Origin of the sequence: Vibrio sp. HI00D65, assembly GCF_001635455.1 — a bacterium.
Taxonomy (GTDB): Bacteria; Pseudomonadota; Gammaproteobacteria; order Enterobacterales; family Vibrionaceae; genus Vibrio.
This window is the reverse complement of sequence record NZ_LWEH01000608.1, coordinates 162336-178248: the sequence shown is the minus strand read 5'-3', so window position 1 is coordinate 178248 and position 15913 is coordinate 162336. Positions and strand designations below refer to the sequence as shown.

Genomic DNA, 15913 nt, shown 5'->3' with positions numbered 1-15913 from the left:
CGAATCTCATGCGCCGTCGACTTTATTAAATACGGTCTTTAGTGACGTTATACTCTCTGGCCCCATCGCCATGTGTAAATAGCTTTGGTCTCTATAAGGTCTCTCTTCTCTATTTTATATATTTAATTCAAATACAGTGACTTACGGTTATTTGGTCTGAAATTTGCAGTACAGATGAAGAAGAGGTGTTCTATCTAGAACGTAAGAGGTGAGTCGATCATTAAAAGTTGAATGTGACTCACGGGTAGTAGAGAGGGCATTTTTAGGTTGGTGTTTGTTGGGGGCATAAAAAAGGGAGACTGACGCCTCCCAAAGGCTAGCTTTCGCTGGTTTTTTTATTAGCTGTTACTTAGCTTCGATCCTTTCAGATTTACTGCTTAGTGACCGAAACAACTGGACCATCTACGTCGTCATCTAGCTCGTGAATCGCATTCAAGGTGAATGTGTAGGTTCCAGCTTCTGTTACGCTTAGTTGGCAGTTACCATCAGTCCCTAGGTTGATTGATCCATCAGTAAGTTCTATAGAGTCGCAACCAAAGTTAGGTGTTTTCCAATCAGCATCTGCAAACTTGAAGCCATAGTTACCCGCTTCCAAATTGCCTGTTACAGAATAAACCCCATTAGCAACAAAGCTCATCGCCCAATCATCAACAGGGTTCCAACCATTCATGTCACCACGCACATACACGGTTGTTTGACCGTATGGAGGAATGCTAGATACATCCTTGTTTGAGTTATCAACCGGCAAACCAGCGCTTTGAGCACCCTTTTGTGCTTGTACAAATACAGCAGTTGTTAGTGCTGGAACTGTGAATGATTCATTGGCAAAGCTTGCGCCTTTCACTATGTCATCCGCCGAGTTTTGTTGAACGTCATGAAGAGTAAAACCTGTCGCTCCTGTGATTTTGAACGATTGAGATTCATTGGTTGAGTTTACAACTGCGACAATCGCATCGTTCGCTGGATCGAGGTCTGTACCTGCAGACACACCATCATCGATAGACATCACGATTAGGCCTTCGACTTGGTCTTCGCCAACGTTACGGAAATCGACTCGCTTCATGACTTCGTCAGCTGTATCTAAGCGGAACAGTTCACTTGAGCTTCGGATCTTTAATAGTTCTAGGAATTGTTGCTTAGTTAATTCGATGTCGTCTGCGTCTGGTTTTGCCGTTGGGTCAGCAATGATGGTTTTGATCAGATCCCAGTTTGCTCCGTCTTTGTCCTCACGAGGCAAGCCGACATTCCAGTTGTTGTCAGTTCCATCGAATAACACACGGTTGTACCAGTCACCGGAATCGTAGGAGTCACGCTGCATCGACTTCGAGCGCAGCAGTTCCGAACCCATATGGATGAATGGTATGCCTTGGCCCAACATCACGGTAGAAAGCGATACCGACTGCATGCGAGCGCGGTCTGCAGAGCTAGTACCAGTTGCGAGTTTGTATGCGTTGTTGTCCCATAGTGTTTGGTTGTCGTGTTTTGAAACGTAAGAGATGTTTTCTGAAGGCATCTTAGTGTAACCCGCCGGTGCGCCATTGTAGTCAACGTTTTTACCCAGTTTGGTATCACCTTTGTAATCAATTAGCATGTATTCTGCGAGGTTACCTGCCATCCCTAAGCGAACAAGGTCTTGGTTGTGTAAACGACCGTTGATGGAGTCTTGATCTGTCTTGGTTTCTTCATTGGCGATAGCTGCGTTACCGAAGCCTTGATTTAAGCGAAGCGGGTGATTCCCTTCTGAGTCAACACCGCCATCGAACGGGCTACCGCCACGAACTGCATCACGCAAACGGTCAGAGAATGTACCGATTTCTGTACCTGCCATGTTGATTTGGTTTGCTTGGTCGAAGCGAGCGTTGTTGGCGACTTCACCAAAGTCCCAACCTTCCCCGTAGAACAGGGTATTCGGGTCAATTTTACGTACTTCTTCCAGCGCTTCGACCATCACATCTTTTGGCTGATGGCCCATTAAGTCAAAACGGAAACCGTCCACCTTATAGTCGTCAGCCCATACCTTGAGCGAGTCGACCATTAACTTACCCATCATCAGGTTTTCTGTCGCAGTGTTGTCACAACAGGTTGAGTTTTCCACGCCGCCAGTATTCACGTTGAGTCGGTGGTAGTACCCAGGTACGATCTTATCCAGTACGGATTTATCATTCACACCAGATGCGTTGGTGTGGTTGTATACCACGTCCATGATCAGCTTGAGATCCATGTCGTGCGTTGCCTTTACCATCTGACGGAACTCAAGAATACGCATAGATCCGTTTGGATCCGTCGCGTAGCTTCCCTCAGGCACGGTGTAATGGAATGGGTCGTAACCCCAGTTGAAGCTATCGAGCATTCGTAAGTCGTTAATTAACGCTTGTGCGTCGCCTGTTGAAGGGTCATAGCCGTCGAGTACATCCTCAATCGTTCGGTTTTCATTTTCATTACCACATAAGGCAGCGGCAGGTTTTACATCACACAGTTTGCCAACGGTATCGGTAATATCGACGCGGCTTGCTTCATCTTCATCAACGGTAGCGATATCGAAAGCTGGTAAGATATGCAGAGTGGTTAAACCGGCGTCTTTCAGCGCTTGAAGATGTTTGACCGACTCACGATCGACTTCTGTAAGTGCAAGGTATTTTCCGTTCAGGCTTGCAGTACCTAACTTGTCGCTGAAACTAAAGTCACGCAGGTGTGACTCGTATAGAACGTGGTCCTCGTCTTTCTCGACGATAGGACGAACGTAGCCAGTCCAGCCATCAGGCATCAAGGATGCATCATCAAGGTCAATGACTTGAGAGTATGCGGAGTTCTTCGACAAGCTGAGAGAGTAAGGGTCTGTCACAAGGCGATTTTCTATTTTGCCAGTGGTTGGGTGGTAAACCTTCACTTGGTAACGGTAGTATTGGTTCACGGCGCTTGACACTGCTTCTGTCGCCCAAATCCCCGTTTCAGTATTCTCTGTCATCGGTATGACTTGTGAGCTTTGTAGGTCTTCGCTGTATAGAATGAGTTCAACATCTTGTGCAGTAGGAGCCCAAAGTTTAAAGGTTGCAGAGTCACCATCTACTATCGCCCCCAATGGTTCACTGATGGCATTACCTGCCTCTTCGCTAGCAAACACCGCATCAAGCACGCCAGGCTTTTGAACCTCAGTTGAAGAGATAACATCGCCATCGGCATTGTAAGCTACGACGACGATCTGAGATTTTAAAATGGTGCGTAGCGTACGGTTATCCACGTCAATCGCGACCGCAGGTAAGCTGGCTAAGTGACGGAAACGTACTTTGAGTTCCGAGGATAGTTCGCCATCTTTTACTAGTTCAATCGCAGTACCACCAATGATCTCTTTGTCATCATTCATTGAGATGCTCTTATCCAATGCATAGAAGAGTTTTAAAGAGTCTGCATTGCTGGCTGCTTCCCAACCTATGGTCGTTGCATCAAGCCAATGTGCTTTTTGACCATCAATATTCACTGGTCGTTCTGAGATAGGCTCGTAGTACAACTCGCTGCTGCCATAGAAACCAAACACACCTTGAGATTCACCGAGTTTATCTAGCTCAACTTTTGAGTTCGCGCTACCAAAGGCTTTTTCATCACCATTGTGTAAGATGAAGTTCATACACCTATGTGGGTCAGCGGCATCGGGATCCACCTTTAATACATAGTAGGCCCCGTAGGTATCACTAATGCCTTTGTATTCGTAAGGGCTGTTCCAATCGGTACCAGTTTCACTTAACCCCATGCCGACTAAATCTGTACTGGTACAGCCCTCGCCATTCCACAGATGCAGTCCCCAGCCGTCGTAAGTCGATTCAGAAGTGCTGGCTGCGGCAACATCTCGTTTGTAGTAAATAACCACTTCGTTTTCTGCAGCAGGGTATAGATCACTGCTGCCAGTGTCGGTACCGCTGTCGCTGTTATTATCACTGCCGCACCCTGCGATTAAAATAGCGGTGAAAAGGGGTAAAATCGCTTTGGTTAAGGTCGATTTCTTGAAGTTTATTTTCTTTGTTTTGTTAGAGGTATTTCGTAGAGTTAAACATTGATTAATATTTATATTATTCACGTTCGATATCCATATTTCACTTTTTATGATGATGAATATCCTAGTCTTAGTGGTGGTCAACTATTTGTGATATCTATATGTAAAGTTATTTTTAATCAGTAAAAATAAGAAACCTAGTGTCGATATCACGATTTGTACTTGGTTTATGTAGATTTACTTGGACCAAGAACTCATTTTTTTAAGATCAATAGGATAGGGCGTAGTAACTAGGCGTAGAGAATAAGGATGAGAGCTCATCCTTATAAATGTGAGGAAGATATCGAAATGTTCGGCTGTTAATTTAACGTGGAAATTAAGTTAATTGCCAATTATCCTTTATTTTCTTTTTATATAATATCGACAAGAGTTTTAATTATTTAATGGTAATACCCAAGTCAACGATGCCAGCGGTTTTAATTCAATATTGAAGCAGCCAACTCCTTCCTCCACGTGTAATTCTTGTTGCTGACTAGATTCGATATGTTCATTGAGCAAGTAACTACCATCCGAAATTTTGATTGCTTGGATTACATCACGTGGAATAACCAAGCAAACACGCTCTGTCGTGTGCAGGCTGAAATTCGCAGCAACTATTGTAAGCTCTTGGGTGTCATATCGCAGAAATGCGTAAACCGAATCACTCAAATTATTGCTTTGGTGTAAGTCTCGGTAATGCCCAGTCATTGAAGAGTGCTCAAGAGAAAAGTTCATCACCTTCTGATAGAAGTGACGCAGCTGCTTTTCGCTATCGTCTAATAGCCCGCCATCGAATGCGCCGTGGTTCATCCATTTTTGATGCTGTTGGACGCCTATGTAGTCAAAGATGGATGTACGCGAGGGTTGTCCAAAACCTGCATTTTCTGCGCCCGGTTCGCCCACTTCTTGCCCAAAATAAACCATAGTCGGCGAGCAGCTCAATAAGGTGCTGACGAGCATTGCAGGCTTAGCAATATTTGGATTGCCAACAAACTCTGGAGACGCGAAGCGCTGTTCGTCATGGTTATCCAAGAAGTGCAGCATGTGGTGCTCTATGTCCATCATTTGATGCTGAATCTCGGGAATGATGGCTGTTGAAGCTTTGCCTTGCATAACGGCTTTGAGCCCATCGTATAGGTCCACTTTGTCGTATAGATAGTCCATTTTGCCTAAGTGAATGTAGTCGCGGTATAAGTCTGGCTGATACACCTCTGCCATAAGAAAGGCATCGGGTTTTTGCATCTTTATTGATGAGTTGAGATAGCTCCAAAACTCGACCGGTACCATTTCCGCCATATCGTAACGAAACCCATCGACGCCTTTTTCTAACCAGAACAAGGCGATGTCTCGGAACTTAACCCAGGAGTTAGGCACATCGATAGATTTCCAGAAATTGAAGTGAGCTCGGTAATCACGTTGAGCATAGTCACTCGGTAATTCAGGGAAGTCTTTTGAACCGTCAGGGTGCACACCGTAATTGATCTTTACAGTTTCATACCAATCGTCGAAGTTGGGTTTAGCTAGGCGTGAACCATTACCTGTCCATTTAGCGGGCATTTCGATAAACGGAGAGTTTAGGGCTAGGTGTTGTTCTCCACCGAGCGGGGTAAGCTTAGGCTCGATATTCGGTAGCTCAAAGGAGCTGTTGGGGATGTAGTAGAAGTTATTGTTTCTGTGGTATTCGAGTGTAGTGTCATCGTAAGCACCAAAACCACTTACGCCCTCGGGATTATTTAACCCTTTGTAATGACGTGCAACATGATTAGGGACGATATCGATGATCACTTTTAAACCGTGGTCGTGGCTTCTCTTAATTAGCGCCTCAAACTCGTCTAGTCGCTGCTCGGGGTTATCAGCGAGATCAGGGTTTACCGAGTAGTAATCTTTTACGGCATAAGGAGAGCCCGCATGACCTTTTACTACGCTTGGGTGATCGTTTGAAATACCAATGTGTTTGTAGTCATTGATTAACGCGTGGTGAGGAACTCCGGTATACCAAATGTGAGTCATTCCAAGCTTGCGAATTTCAGACAGCGCTTTGTCGGTAAAATCACTGAATTTGCCCACGCCATTTTGTTCAATAGTGCCCCACGGGACATGCTGGGTGTTTTTATTGCCAAATAAACGCGTAAAAACTTGGTAGATGGCGTACTTTTGGTTGTACATATTTATAATTCCTTTAACTTCCATCATGTTATGTAGGGATGAAAGGGCTTGTTTATTTTTTGCAGACTAACCGAATGACAATACGCCTTACTCATCCTTATCAAAATCTACGGGCGTAATTACCACAGTATGTGAGCTGTTACCCAAAAGGAGTTGATGTTGTCTTCATCTGTTCAAATCACTATCACTTATTTGATTCTGGTGGTGGTGTCTGCGTTGTTTGCGGAAAGCTCAAAAGCGCTATTGGCGTGGTATTTAGTAATCGGTGTCGTGACGTTTTTTGTGTACGCAAAAGATAAACGAGCCGCGATTAATGGGAATTGGCGTGTGCCAGAGAAAACCCTGCATATCTTTTCGGTAGCTGGTGGTTGGTTAGGGGCTTTGATCGCTCAAGATAAGCTGCGTCATAAAACACAAAAACAGCCGTTCAGAGCGATTTATTGGTTAACAGTGGTTATCAATGTAGCGGCGTTTGTCTGGACGTTAACGCCGAGCGGGCAGGCGATATTTGATCGCTGGCTTAGTGATCTTGTGAGTTACTTTTAACGAGAATAACGGTTAGCAGCAGAGTACTAACCGTTAAAATATAGAAGTTATTCGATTAGAGCATCGGAATGGTCGACGCCAACAGCAACCCTGCCATGCCATAGTTGAAGCTTTTGACGCGGACTGGCGTTGTTAACCAGTGTTGTAGCTGCTTGCCTGCTGCTGTCCAGAAGGTTACAGATGGCAGGTTAGCTAGCGTAAAAATAGCTGCGATGATTGCAAGCTCCCACCATGAACTGCCGCTGCTATAAAGAGAAATGGCTGTCAGTGCCATTGACCAACCTTTCGGGTTAACCCATTGAAAACTCGCCGCGCCGATGAAGGTCATCGGTTTATAAGCTTCAGTGCTTTTCGCTTTTCCACTCTTGGCTATTTTAATTGCGAGGTACACCAAGTACGTAAGACTCAGGTATTTCAATACTTGGTGAGTCACCGGATAGGCGTTGAAAACCCCCATTAAACCAAAGCCAACCAATAGCAACATAGCAGCAAAACCTAGAGCAATGCCAAGCATGTGTGGAATGGTGCGGGCAAAGCCAACATTGGCACCAGAAGTCATGAGCATGATGTTATTTGGACCCGGCGTGAAGGTCGAGACAAACGCAAACAAGGCAAGTGCGCTAAGTTGTTCTAAAGGCATAATGGTTCTCCAGCATAAAAATGAACTAAGTGACTGACCGGTCATGACTTTCACGTGTTGAGAAACATAGTAGGTGGAAAGTGAGGCAATTATGTGCTTTTATTTCCTTTATTATCACTGAATGCACAATAATAAGTACTTATGGATAGATTTGACGAAAGGATATTGCAAGAGCTTAAGTTGGACGGCAGAATCTCCAACATTGAGCTCTCAGAGCGAATTGGCTTATCGGCCTCAGCGACGTTAAGGCGTGTACAAGATCTTGAGCGCAAAGGCACCATTCAAGGTTATCGTGCGGTTCTAGATAACGGCTTAATGGGCGTGGGTTTTATCGCCTACGTTTCGATCGGTTTATCAAGCCACAAAAAATCTGCTCAATTGGAGTTTGAAGAGCACGTCGCTATGGAGAAAGAGGTGGTCGAGTGTCACAACATCACCGGTGCTAATGAGTACTTGTTGCGAGTCGAGACTAAAGACTTGCCGAGCTACAAGAAGTTTCATGCCGATGTGCTAGGAGAGTGTGCTCAGGTTCAATCCATCACAACCATGGTGGTGATGGATACCCCTAAAGATGAACGTTAATCGAGCTTAATATTAGGAGCGGCGCAGTGCCCAATACCAATCAGTTGTTATTGTTCTTAGATGTGGTTCAACAAGGGTCATTTACCAAAGCGGCAACCTTACACGACATGGATAATTCCTCACTCTCTAAACAGATCAAGAAGCTTGAGCAAGATTTGGGTGTTCAGCTACTCAATCGTTCTACTCGTTCATTTTCTTTGACGTCAGCAGGGGAAGATATTCTCGCGCAGACCTACGTGTTGAAAGACACCATCAATCAGATTCAAGGTATTGCAGATTCGTACCAATCTGAACCTAAAGGTGTGCTACGAATTACGTCGCCCATCTATTTTGGTCAGCAATATCTGCAACCTATCATCACGCAGTTCATGAGAAAGTACCCGGATGTTCAGATCGTACTTTCACTAGACGACAAGATCGCCAACATTATTGCAGGGCAGTTTGATATCGCCTTTCGCTTCAGTAAGCTGGTGGAATCGAATCTAATTGCGAAGAAGATAGCTGACAGCAACTTCATGCTGGTCGCCTCGAATGACTTTGTGAAGCAGCATGGTGAGCCGAAAACGCCACAAGATTTGTTGTCTCTGCCTGCGGTGATTTATACCAACGGTGATATGACGGTGGATCATCTGCGTATCAGTGAAGAGCCACATGGTAACACTTTCCAGAGCCTGACGATTCGTGGCAACTATAAGGTGAGTGATGTTCGTACTATGGTGTCTTGCGTGAAAGATGGCTTAGGCTATGGCTTTCTTGATCAATCAAACCTGTACGCATCGATGAAAGAGTTGGGCTTAGTGACACTGCTTCCTGATTACGCCATCTCCACAGCGGATACCGCTATATACGCCGTCTACCCACACCGTAAGCAGACCAAGCTAGTGAAAGAGTTCATCACTTCAGTGCAAGATTATATTGGGTCGCCAACGATTTGGGAGAAGATGCAGCAAGATTAACGGTTTCTCTGCCATATCAAATTAAAAAAGAAGCCAGGACGTCACACGATCTGGCTTCTTTTTACTTTTTAGCGCTCACTAATTTACAATGTAAAGTTCAGCTATAGCTGGCGTGAGCGGATCTTTTGTATAAAGAGTGCGTCTTCAATCGAAGTTAGTGCTCGTAAATCACCTCTTTACCACTTGGGTAAGCTTTTTTCCTAGTACGTGGCCATCAATTTCTACTTCTTGATCGACGATCAGTGCCGCTTCCACTTCATAGATCTCAATATTTCACGCGAACATGACGTTGTCACACTTGGTGGGATGCATGCATCACCGCTGCTTTTAGGCACAGGTCTTGAACCATCGGTTTCTGATGAGCGGTTGAGCCTAACTTGATGAAAGGGAAATTGGAGAGAACAATCCTTATTGGAGCAAGATCACACGATTTATGGGTTGCGTACGGATTAGTCTTTGCAGACTTCTTATTGTTATGTATTCCTGAGATACTAAATCAAGTTTAAGGCGGAGCGTTTAGAGACTGCGTCTCTTGTCACCATCCGGGCAGTAGCCCCAGAAATTAACTACTCAATATAGGCTACTTGTGGCCGATATAGGGTAGAACGAAACCGAATTAGGTTAAACATTTTATGAGTACAATGGGAATCGCAATTGGTGCGACTGCTCTTTCGTTAATACTTGTTGCAGTGTGGCTGATTTCTTTATCACTTAGAAAACAGCGCTTGGAACAAGAGCGTAAAGCGCGTGCTGTTGCTTACCGAAAGGCGATTGAAAAAGCACGTATCCAAGAGCAAAAAGAGCGCCACTTTAAAGCCGAAACCGGACATGTCCCGTCGATTCTATTTTTGGCGAAAGAAGCTGAGCGTAACAATATTAAGGAAGCGATATATTGGTACGATAAAGCGGCGCATTTGGATAACGTCAACGGTATGTACGGCATTGTGCGCTTGAGCATGAAGCGCAAAGAAGACCTGATCTTAAGAGAACAAGCTAACTTTTGGCAGCTTGCGATCGCAGCCCTAGACAACGACATGTCGGCGAAATTTGAGATGGGTAAAGCGCTGGTTCATGGGCGCGGAACCGTAAAGAACACTCCCAAAGGTTACACCTATATTGAGGAATCTGCCGCTGGTGGGAATACCGAAGCGATGCTGTTCATGGGTGACTGGTGTCTAGACAAAGAAAACCCAGACTACTCCGCAGAAAGCTCTGTTGATTGGTATCGCAAAGCGGCAGAGAAAAACAACCTAGATGGTAAGATCAAACTTGGTATGAGTTACTTAAATGGTGTTGGCGTAGAGCCTAACCATTGTGAGGCTGTGTACTGGTTTGAAACTGCAGCAGAAAAGAACAGTGCAGAGGCTATGTTTAGAGCTGGTGAGGCATGGATAGACCATGGCAACAACGGTAATGCGATTGCTTATATCTGGCTATTTCTATCTGCTCACTTTGGCTATTCAGAAGCCAAGCATCAGCGAGATAAAGTAGGTGGTGAGCTGGGTGTCGATGCGGTTGTGGGCTTACAAGCGCTGACTAAACCGATCATGACAAAACTTACCCAACAAGCGATCACCAAGCACTCAATAATCAAAGCGCTCAACAAGCTCTACAAACGCAATATACCGATTCCAAAGAAAGTGAAAGAAGCGTCTGATGAAGAGGGTGAGTCATTTAATGTGGAGAGCAGCCATCTAGAAACGTCGCTATCGAATACACAAGGAGCGAACATCGATTACAGCCAGCAATCGAATACAGAGCGATCACCAATAGAGAAGCAAGTCAATCAGACTAGTGACCCTCTAGACTTTAGTCAGTCAAATTGGAGCAGAAGCTAGTTAGTGGTGTTCACTGGGTTATCCATGGGACATGTTATCCATCGTGATAAGTTGAATACAGCTTGAGTGGTTATAATGAAATTCAGATAACAAAAAAGGGAAGCAGATGCTTCCCTTTTTCTTTATTTAGATTTGGCTTACGAGCGGATAAAGCTTAATTAAGCTTTATTCTGCTCAGCTTTACATACTGCAGCTGTGAACACTACGTCTGTCGAGCTGTTAAGCGCTGTTTCAGCAGAGTCTTGAATCACACCGATGATGAAACCTACCGCTACTACCTGCATCGCAACATCGTTTGAGATACCGAATAGACCACATGCAAGAGGGATAAGTAGCAGTGAGCCACCAGCAACACCAGATGCGCCACATGCAGATACCGCAGCAACAAGGCTCAGTAGGATTGCAGTGAAGATATCAATCTCAATACCCATGGTGTGTACAGCAGCCAGCGTTAACACAGTAATAGTGATTGCAGCACCCGCCATGTTGATGGTTGCACCTAGTGGGATAGATACAGAGTAAGTGTCTTCGTCTAGGTTTAGTTTCTTACAAAGGTTCATGTTTACTGGGATGTTCGCAGCACTTGAACGAGTGAAGAATGCAGTTACACCTGATTCACGAATACATTGGAATACTAGAGGGTATGGGTTCTGCTTTGTTTTAACGAAAACAAGCAGTGGGTTAACCACAAGAGCAATGATTAGCATTGAACCTAGTAGTACCGCTAGAAGTTGACCGTAGCTTGCTAGCGCCTCAAAACCAGTGGTTGCGAAAGTCGCTGAAACGAGACCGAAGATACCAAATGGCGCTAGGCGAATGATGAAGCGAACAATGTGTGAAACACTGTGGCTTAGATCTTCGAAAACCGCTTTTGTTGTTGCAGATGCGTGGTGCAGAGCAAGACCAAGACCGATTGCCCAAGCAAGAATACCGATGTAGTTTGCGTTCATTAGCGCGCTTACTGGGTTGTCTACGAGTTTAAATAGAAGCGTGTGAAGAACTTCACCGATACCTTGAGGAGGAGTAGCACCTTCTGCGCCAGCAACTAGCGTCAAAGTGGTTGGGAACATGAAGCTCAGTACTACTGCTGTTAGTGCTGCAGAGAAGGTACCAATCAAGTAAAGCACGATAATTGGACGCATATGAGTATGCTGACCTTTCTTTTGGTTTGCGATAGAAGCTGCAACAAGAATGAATACTAAAATTGGGGCAACAGCTTTCAGAGCGCCAACAAACAGACTACCTAAAAGGCCTGCGTCTTGAGCTGCTGAAGGAGAAATCATGGCGAGAACGACACCGAAAACAATACCAGCAAGGATCTGTAGGACAAGATTCCCACGAGCGATGCGGGCGAGCATGTTGTGATTTTGCATAAAATACCTGCAATTGTTAATTTATTATAGTGATGTATCTTTTATAAAGTTGTACCGAATCCGACTATACACTAGTGGAATGGGCGGTCATATTAGCGGGATCGTAGCGGGTGTCTAGGAATAGTTTACTTTTAGTGTGATTGTTTGCACTACGTGGTGTTTTTAGAGCTAAATGTTAAATAAATGTATTTTGATTGAGCTATGAATCTGCAAATTCACATTTGATAGAGCTAATATACTGTAAATTAGAGGGTGTAAATGGCGATTGGTGAGAGCATTGTGTGCGTAAATAGTCGCTCCCCCATCACGTTGAAAGAAAAAGCCCCATACGATCAACGCCATGGGGCTTGAAGTTTTCAGCTAAAGGATGAGCTATGAACTTAGCTCGAGGTCATGTACCAACTGTTTAAGCTGAACCTTTCTTAATGTTTCGGCTTTCTGACTGTGCGTTTCGGTACATTTTGGACAGCTGCTTATTGTTAGCGCGTTGCTCTGCAAGAGAAGCGCCGTTTCTTGCTTGTTCTCTCAGTAGCTTTTGATAGTTAGTAAATCGTCTTTCAGACAGTTCACCACTCTCAATAGCAGCCCTTATCTTGCATCCCGGTTCTGATTCATGATGACAATCAGAGAAGCGGCAGTGCATTGCTAACTCTTCTACGTCTGAAAAAGTTTCACTCACACCTTCAGCGCAGTCTGCAAGTTGTAGCTCTCGCATTCCTGGAGTGTCGAGTAGCAAGCCACCTGATTCGAGCAAGTGGAGCGATCGTGATGTCGTTGTATGACGGCCTTTACTGTCGTCTTCACGAATATCACCTGTTGCCTGCGATGCTTCACCTAGCAATGAGTTAACCAAAGTCGACTTACCCACACCAGAAGAGCCCATTAGCGCGACGGTCTTGCTGTTTTTACACCAAGGTGAGAGCACTTGGGTTGAGTCCTGATCTAGGCTGTTGACCGCTTCGATCATGAGCATCGGGTCTAAGCTTTGTACCTGTCGTACTTTGTGTTCGTAGTCGTCACACAAGTCTTTCTTAGTTAGGACGATAACCGCTTCAACTTGTGCTTCATTGGTAAGTGCTAGATAGCGTTCAATGCGACTCAGATTAAAGTCGTTGTTTAATGAAACTACTATAAACACTGTGTCGATATTGGCTGAAATATATTGTTCAGCCACACGACTCCCAGCAGCTTTTCGGCTAAAGAGTGATTGGCGTTCGAGTAAGCGATCGAATTGGAGTTCAGAGTTCAATATTACCCAATCGCCAACGGTCATTGCGGGTTGGTTGTGATAAATGGGTAAAGTGATTTCGCCCTGCTCAGACGCCAATGTGTAGCCAATGCGATGGTGCGCGGTGATACGTGCTATTACTGAATGGTCGTAATCTTCAAGTGTCAGTTGTTGTTGAAATACAGGTTGCCATCCAAGTTGTTGAAGTGATATTGGATGAGAAAGTGTAGTTTGTGAATTCATGTCTATTTACCCAGACGTGCGAGCTTTCTTACGGGAGTACTTACTTCTTATGGGAGCACTTACTTCTTGTGAGACCTCTTATCGTTGGTGAGACCAGAAGCGTTACAAGCTCAAAAAGCGTCGTGACGTCAAAAATGCGTTAGAGTTTGGGTCGAATTCATATAGATAGGACCCCGGATTGATTCATGCGTTGTGAGCATGCTTTGATCATGTGCGATCAGTTGTAAACCGGGTAAAAGTGTGCGGTAGCCAGCTGGTGGTTTAATGTTGGTAGTTCGAGATTAAAGTAGGTTTAACCAAACAAAATTAACGCGTGACTTTTACTGCCAGTTTTAGTGTTTTTATTGCAATCATCTTCTATTCTCCTTGGTTATTAATGTGGTCACGCTTTGCACAGAAAGCGAGAGCATTTTAACAAAAAGCCACGATGGCGAGAAGTCATCGTGGCTTGTTTTGTCTAATTTTTTACCGATATGTGTTGTGACTTTTAATAAGCCTCATGAGCGTCAGTTTCTACAATTAGTGGTGATCGTGATTCATCTTTTTCATGCCACTCATCACTTTCTTAATAGGTGCTTCGAAAGTTTGTGTTTCGCCATTCGCGAAAGTCAGTGTCATTTCGATCTGCTCACCTTCTTTTAGACCATTTTTAAGGTCGAATAACATAATGTGCAGGCTGCCAGGCTTAAGTACGGCTTCACCATTTGCAGGGATTGTGATCTGTTGAACCTGACGCATTTTCATCACGTCACCTTCAACGATAACATCATGAAGCTCTACCTTACCTGCAGCTGGTGTTGTCGCAGAAACGATAGCGCGATCTTTGTCACTATGGTTCATTAGGGTCGTAAATACAGCGCTGTTCACCGCTGTTGGCGGTGTCGCACGAGCGTACGCGTCATGTACCATGATGTCGCTTTTTGCGTGAGCAAGAGGAGTGAGCAATAAGCCTGCTAGAGCAAGTGCTTTTAACTTCATGTTGTTGTCCTTATTGTTTTATGTGTTGGTCTGGGACCTGACTTTACGTTTCGAACTCTATTGGTTGAGTTCTTTATTTTTGTACACGCTGTTTCTAGAGCTTCTAGAGCTTCTAGAGTTTCTTAGCACTCTAATGCGTCAATGTGTTGATCGCTTCAACAATTGGTGCAGGCGTCAACGTGTGCGGTACTTTAGTAATCAAGGTACCGTTGGGCTTTAAAAAGTAGAAATATGAGCTGTGGTCAAGTGTGTATCCTAGCTCTGAATCTTCAAGCTGTGTCTTTCTGAAAATAACACCGTATTTATGCGCCAGATTCGTGGTTACATCCAATGGACCACTCATACCTTCAATCATTGGGTTGAAGTACTGCGCGTATTTATATGATGCTTCCGCGGCATCGCGCTCTGGATCGAGAGAAACAAACATCGGGCGAATCTTGGCTTTCGATTCATCAGAGATTTGGTTGAGGGCTCCAGCTAGCATCGCTAGTGACGTTGGGCAAACGTCAGGACAGCGCGTGAAGCCAAAATAAACGATACGAATTCTGTCATCGGTTTCGTCAAAGAGTTTTATTGGTTGGTTGTCTTTTCCAAAAAGCGTTGTTTCGGAAAATTGTTGTTTTTCAGCGTGTTGCTCTTGAGCCTCTGTTTGATCATCGAGATAGCTTTTAACTCCAAAGCCAAGTACAAACGCTACAACCAATGCTAGCGACCAATTCTTACTCATCTTGTCATCCTTATTGCAGGTTTTACGGTTTCAACTCCATCGGTAAGCTTACCAAGCCAAGTCATGTGATCCATGGTACACACGGGTAAAATGACATTACCTTCATAGATGTTGTTACCAGTATTTTTTAATTGGAAACGTGCTGAGCCCATTTCCATCTCTAAACCCGTCAGCGATAGCATCAAGGTATCAGATGCCGCGCCTTCCCAAACCACTTTAATTCTTGTTGGGACTAGAGGTTGAGCTGTTTCGTGCTCAAGGGTCATAGCAACGCTGTCTTGCTCACACGATGTTGTTGAAAGCATGCAGTAGTCATCTAAGTTGACGTCAGGAGAGTGGCTCCCTACTACCGATTTAAATTGCTCGACTGCCTGTGGTCCATAAAAGCCAGCGACCAACGCAATACCAAGCGCAGCAACCTTTAATGCTGGGTGCATGTCATGTTCTCAATTGATTTTATAAGAACGGCGATGGTATCACACCACTCAATACGTGCTTGTATCAAGAGACAATTTTGTGCGTATGGTAGATATAAAAAAGCGAAGCCAGTAGCTTCGCTTGGATTCAATTTACTGACACGTCGCTATTTAAGGAAAGTACCCTACATGCGAA

The 15913-nt window shown here is 44.6% G+C and carries 12 protein-coding genes; 4 read left to right on the top strand and 8 right to left on the bottom strand.

The annotated features are described in order from the left end of the window. Window positions 1-370: 370 nt before the first annotated feature. Window positions 371-4069, bottom strand: a complete 3699-nt coding sequence (pulA, locus tag A3712_RS24885) for a pullulanase-type alpha-1,6-glucosidase (protein WP_063525386.1) — start codon at window positions 4067-4069, stop codon at window positions 371-373. A gap of 348 nt (window positions 4070-4417) precedes the next feature. Then, on the bottom strand, window positions 4418-6190 hold the full coding sequence (locus A3712_RS24880; RefSeq protein WP_063525385.1) for an alpha-amylase family protein: 1773 nt from the start codon (window positions 6188-6190) through the stop codon (window positions 4418-4420). A gap of 156 nt (window positions 6191-6346) precedes the next feature. Here A3712_RS24880 and A3712_RS24875 point away from each other — a divergent pair, with 156 nt between their 5' ends. Then, window positions 6347-6736, top strand: a complete 390-nt coding sequence (locus A3712_RS24875) for a DUF1294 domain-containing protein (protein ID WP_063525384.1) — start codon at window positions 6347-6349, stop codon at window positions 6734-6736. A 55-nt stretch (window positions 6737-6791) separates the two neighbouring features. On the opposite strand, the gene A3712_RS24870 is transcribed toward A3712_RS24875, so the two are convergent. Beyond that, window positions 6792-7376 (bottom strand): LysE family translocator, encoded by a 585-nt coding sequence (locus tag A3712_RS24870; RefSeq protein ID WP_063525383.1) that lies wholly within the window; start codon window positions 7374-7376, stop codon window positions 6792-6794. Between the two features lie 141 nt (window positions 7377-7517). Here A3712_RS24870 and A3712_RS24865 point away from each other — a divergent pair, with 141 nt between their 5' ends. The 3 genes from A3712_RS24865 (at window position 7518) to A3712_RS24855 (ending at window position 10752) form a co-directional block, all read left to right on the top strand. Further along, complete coding sequence (locus A3712_RS24865; protein ID WP_063525382.1) at window positions 7518-7958, top strand: Lrp/AsnC family transcriptional regulator; 441 nt, start codon at window positions 7518-7520, stop codon at window positions 7956-7958. A gap of 26 nt (window positions 7959-7984) precedes the next feature. Next, complete coding sequence (locus A3712_RS24860) at window positions 7985-8914, top strand: LysR family transcriptional regulator (protein WP_063525381.1); 930 nt, start codon at window positions 7985-7987, stop codon at window positions 8912-8914. A gap of 632 nt (window positions 8915-9546) precedes the next feature. Continuing rightward, complete coding sequence (locus tag A3712_RS24855; protein ID WP_082856313.1) at window positions 9547-10752, top strand: tetratricopeptide repeat protein; 1206 nt, start codon at window positions 9547-9549, stop codon at window positions 10750-10752. Window positions 10753-10910: 158 nt separating this feature from the next. On the opposite strand, the gene sstT is transcribed toward A3712_RS24855, so the two are convergent. From sstT to A3712_RS24830, 5 genes are all read right to left on the bottom strand, one after another. Further along, window positions 10911-12125, bottom strand: a complete 1215-nt coding sequence (sstT, locus tag A3712_RS24850; protein ID WP_063525379.1) for a serine/threonine transporter SstT — start codon at window positions 12123-12125, stop codon at window positions 10911-10913. A 406-nt stretch (window positions 12126-12531) separates the two neighbouring features. After that, window positions 12532-13596 (bottom strand): ribosome small subunit-dependent GTPase A, encoded by a 1065-nt coding sequence (rsgA, locus tag A3712_RS24845; protein ID WP_063525378.1) that lies wholly within the window; start codon window positions 13594-13596, stop codon window positions 12532-12534. A 519-nt stretch (window positions 13597-14115) separates the two neighbouring features. Next, window positions 14116-14574, bottom strand: a complete 459-nt coding sequence (locus A3712_RS24840) for a copper chaperone PCu(A)C (RefSeq protein WP_063525377.1) — start codon at window positions 14572-14574, stop codon at window positions 14116-14118. Between the two features lie 130 nt (window positions 14575-14704). Continuing rightward, the gene (locus A3712_RS24835; RefSeq protein ID WP_063525376.1) at window positions 14705-15301 is read right to left on the bottom strand and encodes an SCO family protein; all 597 of its coding nucleotides are present in this window, start codon (window positions 15299-15301) and stop codon (window positions 14705-14707) included. Further along, window positions 15298-15738 (bottom strand): hypothetical protein, encoded by a 441-nt coding sequence (locus A3712_RS24830; protein ID WP_063525375.1) that lies wholly within the window; start codon window positions 15736-15738, stop codon window positions 15298-15300. Before A3712_RS24830 ends, A3712_RS24835 begins: the two co-directional genes overlap by 4 nt. Window positions 15739-15913: the final 175 nt, after the last annotated feature.

What these genes read in the sequence shown, in the direction of transcription:
- A3712_RS24880 (WP_063525385.1), bottom strand. Translation starts at nt 6,190, where the DNA reads ATGTACAACCAAAAGTACGCCATCTACCAAGTTTTTACGCGTTTATTT.
- A3712_RS24875 (WP_063525384.1), top strand. Translation starts at nt 6,347, where the DNA reads ATGTTGTCTTCATCTGTTCAAATCACTATCACTTATTTGATTCTGGTG.
- A3712_RS24870 (WP_063525383.1), bottom strand. Translation starts at nt 7,376, where the DNA reads ATGCCTTTAGAACAACTTAGCGCACTTGCCTTGTTTGCGTTTGTCTCG.
- A3712_RS24865 (WP_063525382.1), top strand. Translation starts at nt 7,518, where the DNA reads ATGGATAGATTTGACGAAAGGATATTGCAAGAGCTTAAGTTGGACGGC.
- A3712_RS24855 (WP_082856313.1), top strand. Translation starts at nt 9,547, where the DNA reads ATGAGTACAATGGGAATCGCAATTGGTGCGACTGCTCTTTCGTTAATA.
- sstT (WP_063525379.1), bottom strand. Translation starts at nt 12,125, where the DNA reads ATGCAAAATCACAACATGCTCGCCCGCATCGCTCGTGGGAATCTTGTC.
- rsgA (WP_063525378.1), bottom strand. Translation starts at nt 13,596, where the DNA reads ATGAATTCACAAACTACACTTTCTCATCCAATATCACTTCAACAACTT.
- A3712_RS24840 (WP_063525377.1), bottom strand. Translation starts at nt 14,574, where the DNA reads ATGAAGTTAAAAGCACTTGCTCTAGCAGGCTTATTGCTCACTCCTCTT.
- A3712_RS24835 (WP_063525376.1), bottom strand. Translation starts at nt 15,301, where the DNA reads ATGAGTAAGAATTGGTCGCTAGCATTGGTTGTAGCGTTTGTACTTGGC.
- A3712_RS24830 (WP_063525375.1), bottom strand. Translation starts at nt 15,738, where the DNA reads ATGCACCCAGCATTAAAGGTTGCTGCGCTTGGTATTGCGTTGGTCGCT.